10 protein-coding genes are annotated in these 9,734 nt (G+C 71.3%); 8 read left to right on the top strand and 2 right to left on the bottom strand.

What is annotated here, in order from left to right; translation table 11 throughout:
- Positions 1-180: 180 nt before the first annotated feature.
- The 6 genes from ACYF6T_RS25590 to ACYF6T_RS25565 all read left to right on the top strand — a co-directional run bounded on the left by ACYF6T_RS25590 (position 181) and on the right by ACYF6T_RS25565 (position 5,625).
- Positions 181-807 (top strand): TetR/AcrR family transcriptional regulator, encoded by a 627-nt coding sequence (locus ACYF6T_RS25590; protein WP_461699244.1) that lies wholly within the window; start codon positions 181-183, stop codon positions 805-807.
- A gap of 286 nt (positions 808-1,093) precedes the next feature.
- Entirely contained in the window at positions 1,094-2,680 is a 1,587-nt protein-coding gene (locus ACYF6T_RS25585) for a sensor histidine kinase (protein ID WP_461699243.1), read from the top strand.
- Positions 2,677-3,084, top strand: a complete 408-nt coding sequence (locus tag ACYF6T_RS25580; protein ID WP_461699241.1) for a roadblock/LC7 domain-containing protein — start codon at positions 2,677-2,679, stop codon at positions 3,082-3,084. The genes ACYF6T_RS25585 and ACYF6T_RS25580 overlap by 4 nt, the downstream gene beginning before the upstream one ends.
- Positions 3,081-3,491: a DUF742 domain-containing protein gene (locus ACYF6T_RS25575; protein WP_461699240.1), complete on the top strand. Its 411-nt coding sequence runs from the start codon at positions 3,081-3,083 to the stop codon at positions 3,489-3,491. The genes ACYF6T_RS25580 and ACYF6T_RS25575 overlap by 4 nt, the downstream gene beginning before the upstream one ends.
- Positions 3,472-4,092, top strand: coding sequence for a GTP-binding protein (locus ACYF6T_RS25570; RefSeq protein ID WP_461699239.1), 621 nt, complete (start codon positions 3,472-3,474; stop codon positions 4,090-4,092). Before ACYF6T_RS25575 ends, ACYF6T_RS25570 begins: the two co-directional genes overlap by 20 nt.
- A 54-nt stretch (positions 4,093-4,146) precedes the next feature.
- Positions 4,147-5,625 (top strand): cytochrome P450, encoded by a 1,479-nt coding sequence (locus ACYF6T_RS25565; protein ID WP_461699237.1) that lies wholly within the window; start codon positions 4,147-4,149, stop codon positions 5,623-5,625.
- 24 nt (positions 5,626-5,649) lie between these two features.
- Here the strand turns inward: ACYF6T_RS25565 and ACYF6T_RS25560 are convergent, their stop codons facing one another.
- A complete protein-coding gene (locus tag ACYF6T_RS25560; protein ID WP_461699236.1) occupies positions 5,650-6,603 on the bottom strand; it encodes an RluA family pseudouridine synthase in 954 nt (317 codons plus the stop codon).
- Between the two features lie 69 nt (positions 6,604-6,672).
- Here ACYF6T_RS25560 and ACYF6T_RS25555 point away from each other — a divergent pair, with 69 nt between their 5' ends.
- Complete coding sequence (locus tag ACYF6T_RS25555) at positions 6,673-7,254, top strand: GNAT family N-acetyltransferase (RefSeq protein WP_461699235.1); 582 nt, start codon at positions 6,673-6,675, stop codon at positions 7,252-7,254.
- A 1-nt stretch (position 7,255) separates the two neighbouring features.
- Here the strand turns inward: ACYF6T_RS25555 and ACYF6T_RS25550 are convergent, their stop codons facing one another.
- On the bottom strand, positions 7,256-8,788 hold the full coding sequence (locus ACYF6T_RS25550) for an amino acid permease (RefSeq protein WP_461699234.1): 1,533 nt from the start codon (positions 8,786-8,788) through the stop codon (positions 7,256-7,258).
- Between the two features lie 222 nt (positions 8,789-9,010).
- Here ACYF6T_RS25550 and ACYF6T_RS25545 point away from each other — a divergent pair, with 222 nt between their 5' ends.
- Positions 9,011-9,631 (top strand): PadR family transcriptional regulator, encoded by a 621-nt coding sequence (locus tag ACYF6T_RS25545; protein WP_461699233.1) that lies wholly within the window; start codon positions 9,011-9,013, stop codon positions 9,629-9,631.
- Positions 9,632-9,734 lie beyond the last annotated feature (103 nt).

Raw genomic sequence — 9,734 nt, 5'->3', positions numbered from 1 at the left:
CGGCTCCGGGTCGTGTCGGGTGCTGCGGGTTATTTCTGTCGCCCGACAGAAATTCGCTCGCCTGAAGGTAGGAGGCGGCCGGGTCGCCGGCGTTGCCCGGGCGTTGCCACCCGGTTACCGAGCCCTCACCAAGATCGCCCCCGGGGCGGTCGTACGAGGTCGTGTGCGAGGATCGAACGCATGGGGACGACAGGTGGGCGGCGCGTGGGCAGGCCCCGCGCCGAGCAGCGGCCGGACAGCGGACTCTCGCCGCGCGACGAACTGCTCACCGCCGCGGCCGAGTTGTTCACCACCCGGGGCTACGCGGCCACCACCACCCGCGCGGTCGCCGAGCGTGCGGGCATGCGGCAGGCGTCCATGTACCACTACGTCTCCGGCAAGGAGGAACTGCTCGCCGAGCTCCTGGAGTCCACCGTCAAGCCCTCGCTGGCGTACGCGCGCGAGCTGCTCGCCGACGACGCCGTCCCGGCCGAGGACCGGCTGTGGGCGCTGTGCCGCACCGACGTCGAGCTGCTGTGCGGCGGCCCGCACAACCTCGGCGGCCTCTACCTGCTGCCGGAGGTGCGCGCCGAGCGGTTCGCCGGCTTCCATGCCGTGCGCGCCGAACTCAAGGACGCCTACCGGCAGTTGCTGGCGGCGACGGCGGCCGGTGGGGCGCTGGCCAAGAGCGAGCTGGAGCTGCGTACGGACCTGCTGTTCGGGCTGATCGAGGGCGTGATCCTGGTGCACCGCTCCGACCCCGAGCGGCCGGTGTCGGCCTTCGCCGAGGCCACCGCGGACGCGGCGCTGCGGATCGCCGGCATCTGAGCCGGCATCTGAGCCGCCATCGGAGGCGCAAGCCGGTCTTCACCCGTCACGGGGAGCCGTTCTCGCACACCCGTACGCCGTGACGTGCTGTGTTCGAATGGTGCCCCACGGTGTAAATGGGGCTGAGGTTACTCCTCGTCCATGCCCGTTTTCAGGTGCTTGCTGAATATGACACGGCGATGATCCGGTCGGACTAAGCTCGCCCGCAGCGCACCGAGTTGAGGCGTATTCGTGCGCTTGTTCCCCATATGTGCGACTCCCAGCCGATTTGTTTCAGAGGGCCTACATGGTGAGTGTCCAAACCCCATCCGGGCGCCGTGAACTTCCCTACGCGCGCGTGCTGTTGCTCCCCGCCATACTCATGGCCGCGGCGACCGGCGCCGCCGTCGCCGTGGTGACGCAGCCGGCCCGGGCGGCCGTCGGCTGGTGCGGTGCCGCCGCCACGCTCCTGGTGATCGCGACGGCGGCCGAAGCGGTACGACGCGGCCGTGCCCTGCGGGACCTGCGCGAGGAGAGCGCCCGCCACAGCGCGTACCTGCAACGGCGCATCGCCGAACACGAGAAGGAGATGCACCGCCTCGCGCACGAGATCACCCCGGCCGCGCTCTACCGGATGCGCGCCGGAAATTCCCCCGGAGAGGTGATTCGCCAACTCGGCGACATCGACCCCTCCTACAGCGAACTGCCCGAAGCACAGGTGACGTTGATCAAGACGGTGCTCGACATCGTCGACCACGAGGAAGCCGTGCGCGACTCCACGCAGCGCTCCTTCGTCGACATCGCCCGTCGCGTGCAGGCCATCGTCCACCAGCAGGCCACGGAACTGCGGGAGATGGAGGAGGACCACGGCCGCAACCCCGAGGTCTTCGACGACCTGCTGCGCATCGACCACGGCAACGCGCTGATCGGCCGCCTCGCCGACTCCGTCTCCGTGCTCGGCGGCGGCCGCCCCGGCCGTCAGTGGCCCAACCCCGTGTCCCTGTACAGCGTGCTGCGCGGTGCCATGTCCCGCATCCTGGAGTACCGCCGCATCAAGCTGGAGTCCATCGCCCAGGTCAACATCCGCGGCATCTCGGTCGAGCCGGTCATCCACGCCGCCGCCGAACTCCTCGACAACGCCACCCGCTACTCGCCGCCGCAGACCAAGGTGCACGTCACCGCCACCGAGGTGCAGACCGGCGTCGCCATCGAGATCGAGGACGCCGGCGTCAGCCTCAGCGAGGAGGCCCGGGCGAAGATCGAGGGCATGCTGGAGCGCGCCAAGGCGGGCTCCGACCTCCAGGACCTGGGCGAGTCCCCCCGCCTGGGCCTGTCCGTCGTCGGGCGGCTGTGCACGACGTACAAGATGCAGGTCTCGCTGCGCTCCTCGGCGTACGGCGGCGTCCGCGCCGTCCTCATCGTGCCGCGCGAGATGATGACGGAGGAGCCCGCACCCGGACTCGCCCACGGCATCGGCGCCACCGCCGCCCCGAAGATCGAACTCGGCGCGCTCGAAGGTCCCAAGCGAGCCCCCAAGAAGCGGCGTCCCACCAGCCCGCGCATCCCGGCCAACGTCTCCATGGAGGACGAGGTCCCCGAGGTGACCGAGTGGACGGCGAACGGGCTGCCGCAGCGCCGCAGCCGGGTCAAGACCCCGCTCAGCCAGCGCATCGCCGAACAGGCGGCGATCGAGAAGGCCGAACGGGAGGGCCGGCCGACCATCTGGTCGACGCGCAAGCCCGAACCCGAGCCGGTCGTCGACGAGCCCGCCCCCGGAGAGTGGGTCGAGGCCTTCTGGAACGGCCTCAAGGGCGACCCCGACCCGACCGCATTCACCCAGCCGACCAACGAGCCGGCCCGTGTCGAGGCCGACGACGAGGGGGACCTCAAGTGATCCAGCAGCGCGCCAACTTCGACTGGATGCTCAAGGATCTCGCCGACGGCGTACCGGGCATCGAGATGATCGTGGTGCTCTCCGCCGACGGACTGCGCATCGCCCGGCACGGCGGCGACCCGGACGCCGCCGACCGGGTGGCCGCGGCCTGCGCCGGACTGCAGAGCCTGGCCGGCGCCGTCGCCCACGAGATCCCGGACAGCGACGGCCGGATGAAGATGGTCCTCATCGAGATCAACGGCGGCTACTTCTACCTGATGGCCGCCGGCCCCAACGCCTATCTCGCGGTGCTCTCCGACGTGGTCGCCGAGCCCGGCCTGATGAGCAACCGCATGCGCGACCTCGTCGTGCGCATCGGGGCCCATCTGACCAGCCCGCCGCGGCGCAACGGGCAGACCGTATGACGCCTCCGCAACGCCGACGGCGATTCCCCAAAGCAACCCCGGCAACCCCGGCACCCCCGGCGCCCGCCACCACGGGCGACCGGAAGGAACCCGAGCGGCTCTACGTGGTGACCGGCCCGGACGGCGTCGAGCGCGCCGACCTCGACCTCGTGACGTTAATCGTGGCGCACGCCGACCCTCCCACGTCCGCGACCCCCGAGCAGGCGGCCATCGTCCGGCTCTGCTCGGCCCCCCTGTCGGTGGCCGAGCTGTCGGCCTATCTGAGCCTGCCGTACAGCGTGGTGACCGCCCTGCTGGCGGAGTTGCTGACGGCCGAAGTGGTCCAGGCGCGCGCCCCGATCGTCCGCCAGTCGGTCGCCGACCGTTCCCTTCTCGAAGCGGTGATGCATGGACTTCAAAGGCTCTGACACCATCCCCGGCCCACGCAAAGAGGATCACCTGCCGCACACGGCCCAGGCCGCGGTGAAGATCGTGATCGTGGGCGGTTTCGGCGTCGGCAAGACGACCATGGTCGGTTCGGTCAGCGAGATCAGGCCGCTGACCACCGAGGAGACCATGACGCAGGCCGGTATCGGGGTGGACGACAACTACGGCTCCGAGACCAAGACGGCCACCACCGTCGCGATGGACTTCGGCCGCATCAGCATCACCGACCAGCTGGTGCTCTACCTCTTCGGCACCCCGGGCCAGGAACGCTTCTGGTTCCTGTGGAACGGGCTGTTCGAGGGCGCCCTCGGCGCGGTCGTCCTGATCGACACCCGCCGGCTGGAGGTCAGCTTCGACGTCATAGGGCGCCTGGAGGAGCGCGGCGTGCCGTTCGTGATCGCCGTCAACTCCTTCCCGGACGCGCCCCGTTACCCCGTCGAGGAACTGCGTCAGGCGCTCGACCTGTCCGAGGAGATCCCCATCGTCGAGTGCGACGCGCGCCGCCGGGCCTCCAGCCGCGACGTGCTGATGACCCTGATGCGCTTCCTGCACTCCCTCGCCATGACCGGCGCCCTGACCTGACCCCCGTATCCGTTCCCGCCCACCGCCCACCGGATCCACTTCGGAGCGACCACAGTGACGCCTGAACCCCACTCCCCGACCGGCACGGCCTCCGCCTACGGCCCCCCGCCCGGCTGCCCCGCCCACGGCACGGGCCCCGGCGGACTGCACCGGCTCTACGGACCCGAGGCCGAGGACCTCGCCTCCCTGTACGAGCAACTGCGCGACGAACACGGTCCGGTGGCGCCCGTGCTGCTCCACGACGACGTACCCATCTGGATGGTCCTCGGCCACACCGAGAACCTGCACATGGTGCGCACGCCCTCGCAGTTCTGCCGGGACAGCCGCATCTGGACCCCGCTGCAGGAGGGCATGGTCAAGCCCGACCACCCGCTGATGCCGCACATCGCCTGGCAGCCCATCTGCTCGCACGCCGAGGGCGATGAACACCTGCGGCTGCGGGCCGCGGTCACCGGCGCCATGTCCACCATCGACCACCGCGGTGTGCGCCGGCACATCAACCGGCACACCCAGCGCCTGGTCAACCGCTTCTGCGAGGAGGGCAGGGCGGACCTCGTCGGCCAGTTCGCCGAGCACCTGCCGATGGGCGTGATGTGCGAGATCCTCGGCATGCCCGACGAGTACAACGACCGCCTGGTGCAGTCCGCGCGCGACGCGCTCAAGGGCACCGAGACCGCGATCGCCAGCCACGGCTACGTCATGGACGCGCTCAGCCGCCTCACCGGCAAACGGCGCGCCGAGCCGCAGGAGGACTTCACCAGCCACCTCATCATGCACCCGGCCCGGCTGACCGACGACGAGGTCAGGGAGCATCTGCGGCTCGTGCTCTTCGCCGCCTACGAGGCCACCGTCAACCTCCTGTCCAACGTGCTGCGCATGGTGCTCACCGAGCCCGGCTTCCGCGCCCAGCTCAACGGCGGGCAGATGACCGTGCCCGAGGCGGTCGAGCAGTCGCTGTGGAACGAACCGCCGTTCAGCTCCGTCTTCGCCTACTTCGCCAAGACCGACACCGAACTCGGCGGCCAGCGCATCCGCAAGGGCGACGGACTGCTGCTCGGCATCGCGCCGGGCAACGTCGACCCGCGCGTGCGCCCCGACCTGTCCGCCAACATGCAGGGCAACCGCTCACACCTCGCCTTCGGCGGCGGCCCGCACGAGTGCCCCGGTCAGGACATCGGCCGCGCCATCGCCGACACCGGTGTCGACGCGCTGCTGATGCGGCTGCCCGACGTCCAGCTCGACTGCGACGAGGACGACCTGGAGTGGCGGCAGTCCATCTCCCAGCGCCATCTGGTGGCCCTCCCGGTCCGCTTCGAGCCGAAGCCGCCGCAGGACGTCACGCAGAAGCCCTCGCACGCCCCGCTTCCGCCTCAGCGCCCCGCCTGGCACATCACCTCCCCGAAGCCCGCGCCCGCCCCGCAACACACCCAGCCGGTCGCGCCGCCCCCGCCGCCGCAGCCCGAGCAGGCACCCGCACCGGCCCGCCCGCTGGGCGCCTGGCAGCGCTTCCTGCGCTGGTGGCGCGGCTACTGAGCCCGCTCTCGCCGGTGCCGCGGTTCAGCCGGTGGACCGCGGTGCCGCCTCGCCCGACCACGCCCCGAGCGTGCGCGCACTGCGGAAGCGGTGCTCCCGTCCCGTGACCGGATCGGTGAACTCCAGCACCCGCGCCAGCAGTTGCAGCGGCCGCCGGAAGTCGCCGGGCGGCACGGGGGCGGCCACCTCGGGATAGAGCGGATCACCGAGGATGGGCACGCCGAGCGCGTTCATGTGGACACGCAGCTGATGGGTCTGCCCGGTGGCCGGAAGCAGCCGGTAGCGGGCCAGGCCCGCCCCGTCGTGCTCGATCAGCTCGACGCGGCTGACGGCGTTCGGCTCGCCCGGCACCTCGTAGGCGGCGAGCACGCCCCGCTCCTTCACGATCCGGCTGCGCACGGTCCGGGGCAGGGCGAGCCCGGGATCGTACGGCGCCACGGCCTCGTACTCCTTGCGCACCCGCCGGTCCCGGAACAGCGCCTGGTAGGCGCCGCGTTCCTCGGGCCGCACGGTGAACAGCACCAGCCCGGCGGTGAGTCGGTCGAGGCGGTGCGCGGCGCCCAGCGCGGGCAGGCCCAGTTCGTGCCGCAGCCGGGCCAGCGCGGTCTGGACGACATGGCTGCCGCGCGGGGTGGTGGCGAGGAAGTGCGGCTTGTCGGCGACGACGATGTGCTCGTCGCGGTGGACCACCTCCAGCGGGAACGGCACCGGCACCTCGGGGGGCAGCTCCCGGTGGAACCACACGTACATGCCGGGCTCGTAGGCCGCGTCGGGCGGCACGGGCCGTCCGTCGGCGCCGACGATCTCACCGGCGTCGAACATTCCGTCCACCACGCCGGGGCCGGCTCCGGCGAGCCGCTCCGCCAGGTGGTCGCGGACCGTGGCCCAGGAATCCCCGACCGGCAGCCGCACCCGCACCGGGTCGACCCCCTGCCGTTGCGGAAGGGGTGAGGGCGGGATCCGGGGCTTGCGTCGCATCACGGGCAAGGGTACGGCCCGGAAAAAAACCGTTGGGCCCGGGCGGTGGTGGCTTGGCAGGATGCGACCGTGCCGTACACAGCCGATGTCGTCCTGCCCGAGGGAACCCTCTCCCGCACCCCGCAGCCCGTTCTCGCCACCGGTGACGGACTGGTCCTGCGCCCCTGGCGGCCCGAGGACGCGCCCGCCGTGCACGCGGCCTTCCAGGACCCGCTCATGCACCAGTGGCACATCCGCCGCAGCGACTCCAAGGAGGAGGCCGCCGGGTGGATCAAGGAGTGGCAGGGGGAGTGGGCGAGCGAGCGGAACGTGCAGTGGGCCGTCGTCGACGCGGAGAGCGACCTGTTGCTCGGGCGGGTGGCGCTGCGCGGCATCGTCCTCGCCGAGGCGATGGCCAAGGTCGCGTACTGGACCACGGCCGAGGCCCGGGGCCGGGGCGTCGCCAGCCGCGCGACGAGCACCCTGACCCGCTGGGCCTTCGACGAGATCGGCTTCCACCGCCTCGAACTCCTGCACGCGGTCGGCAACCAGGCCTCCTGCCGCGTCGCCGTCAGGAACGGCTTCGTCCTGGAGGGCGTCAAGCGCAGCGCCGCCTACCACCAGGACGGCTGGCACGACATGCACCTGCACGCCCGGCTGCGCGGCGACTGACTCAGACGGCCGCCGCCTCCGCCGCCTCGGCCACGGCCGCCGGGACCGTCGTACGCCTGAGCCGGACCCGGCACAGGACGCCCGCCGCCACCGTCGCGGCGAGGAAGAGCACGGTGAACCACTGGAAGTACCAGTGCCCGCCCGCCGGGTCGTACACCGCCGCGCGCGGCCAGGCCAGGTTGACCGTCATCACGAGGCCGTACAGGAGGGCGAGGGCGTTGACGGGGATGCCCCAGCGGCCCAGGGAGAAGAGCTTCGCGCCCGACTCGTCGGCGCCCTCCACGGTGAACTCGCCGCGCAGCCGGCGGACCAGGAGCGGGCCGGTGACCATCGCGTAGGCGAGGTACAGCATCACGATGCAGGTGGTGCCGATGGCCAGGAACGCCTCGGGGGAGGCGAAGTTGAGCAGCAGCAGGGCCGCCGCGAGGACGCCGACGACCAGGGCGGGCGCGTTCGGCATGCCGGTGCGCGGGTTGACGTGCGCCAGCCGACGGGAGAAGGGGAGCCGGCCGTCGCGGGCCATGGAGAACAGCATCCGGCAGGCCGCGGTCTGGATGGCGAGGGTCGCCACCGCGATCGCCACCACCACGTCCGCGAGCAGGACCTTGCCGACGCCGTCGCCGAGGCTGCTGGTCAGGACGTAGCTGAGGCCGTCGACGCCCAGGTGGCCGTCGGTCAGGCTCGGGGCGGCGAGCAGGCCGCCGAGGATGACCAGGCCGCCGAGGACGCCGGCCGCGCCGAGCGCGGTGAGGATGGTGCGCGGCGCGGTGCGCCGGGGGCTGCGCGTCTCCTCGCTCATCTCGCCGGCGCTGTCGAAGCCGATCATCACGTACGCGGCCGTGAAGGACCCCACGGCCAGCGCGCCGAACAGGCCCGAACTCGCCGCGCCCGTGGTGTGGAAGGTGATCGACGGGGAGCGCTCGGAGTGGGTGAGCAGCAGGACGATGATCAGGACCGCGCCGATGATCTCGGCGGTGACGCCGACGCGGTTGATCACCGACATCACACGGTTGTCCACGATGTTCACGAGGGTGGTCAGCACCAGCAGCAGTACGCCGAGCAGCGCCGCGTTGGCCGCGCCGTCGGCGGACGCCACGGACGGGTCGGTGCCGACGAGCTGGAAGCCCGACCAGATGGCCGGCAGCACCATCTGCAGGGCCAGGGCCGCGGCGGCGACCACCACGATCTGGCCGATCACCATGATCCAGCCGGCGAACCAGCCGAAGGTGGGGTTCGACAGGCGCGAGGACCACTGGTAGATGGCGCCGGAGATCGGGTAGCGCGCGGCCAGTTCGGCGAAGCACGCGGCCACCAGCAGTTGTCCGGCCAGCACCGCCGGCCAGGCCCAGAAGAAGACGGGGCCGCCGAAGGCGTATCCGAAGGCGAAGAACTGGAAGACGGTCGTCAGGACCGAGATGAAGGAGAAGCCGGCGGCGAACGAGGCGTACCGGCCCAGGCTGCGGTGCAGCTCCTGGCGGTAGCCGAACTCCGCGAGCGGATCGGGGGCTACGTCGGAGGGAAGGGTTGTCGTCACGGCGGCACCTGCCTTCGGCGCGGATTCCTGAGGGCGGATTCCTGTCAGGCGACAGAAATTAGGGACGGGCTGTTTCCGGGGCGTCACGCCGTCATGTCGGCGACGGGCCCAAGTCCTCACGCGCTTGCTATGCACGCCGAAACGCGATACATCGTGTGTATTGACGCCCGGCCGTAGGTCGCGATATGTTCGCCTACGGATATTCGGAAGCGAGGGGAGGCCATGCCGGTGAAGCGCCGCAGACTCACCAACCCGCTGGCGCTCGCCGTCATGGTCACCCTCTGGCAGCGGCCGATGCACCCGTACGAGATCGCCCAGACCCTGCGCCGCCAGGGCAAGGACGTCACCACGAAGATCAAGTACGGCTCGCTCTACACGGTCGTGCAGAACCTGGAGAAACACGGCTTCGTCGAGGTCGCCGACGTCGAGCGGGCGGGCAACCGGCCCGAGCGCACGGTGTACGGACTGACCGCCGCGGGGCGCGAGGAGACGACGGACTGGCTGTCCGATCTGCTCGCCGTCCCGGCCAAGGAGTTCCCGGTCTTCGAGGCCGCGCTGTCCTTCCTCGGGGTGCTGCACCCCGACGACGTGGTGCGGCTGCTCCAGGAGCGGCTGCAGAACCTCGACGTGGAGGCGGCGAGCGGGCGGGCGGCGCTGGAGAAGCTCTACGAGACGCTTCCCCGGCTCTTCCTCGTCGAGGTCGAGTACCAGCTGCACATGGTCCAGGCGCAGGCGCAGTGGGTGCGCGGTTTCCTCCAGGAGATCGAGAAGGGCACCCTGCCGGGCGTCGACGCGTGGCGCCGGTTCCACGACACGGGGGAGCTGCCACCGGAGTTCCGCTGACGAAGAAGGAACCCCGGCCGGGCTGTTGCAGCAGCGTGGCCGGGGTCTCGAACCCCGAGCTGACTCCGCCGTGCGGCGGCTCCAGGCGATCGAGGTGCGGCAC

Source organism: Streptomyces sp. 7R007, from assembly GCF_054850255.1.
Note: the sequence above shows the minus strand (reverse complement) of the source record. Positions and strands in the feature narration are given on the sequence as shown.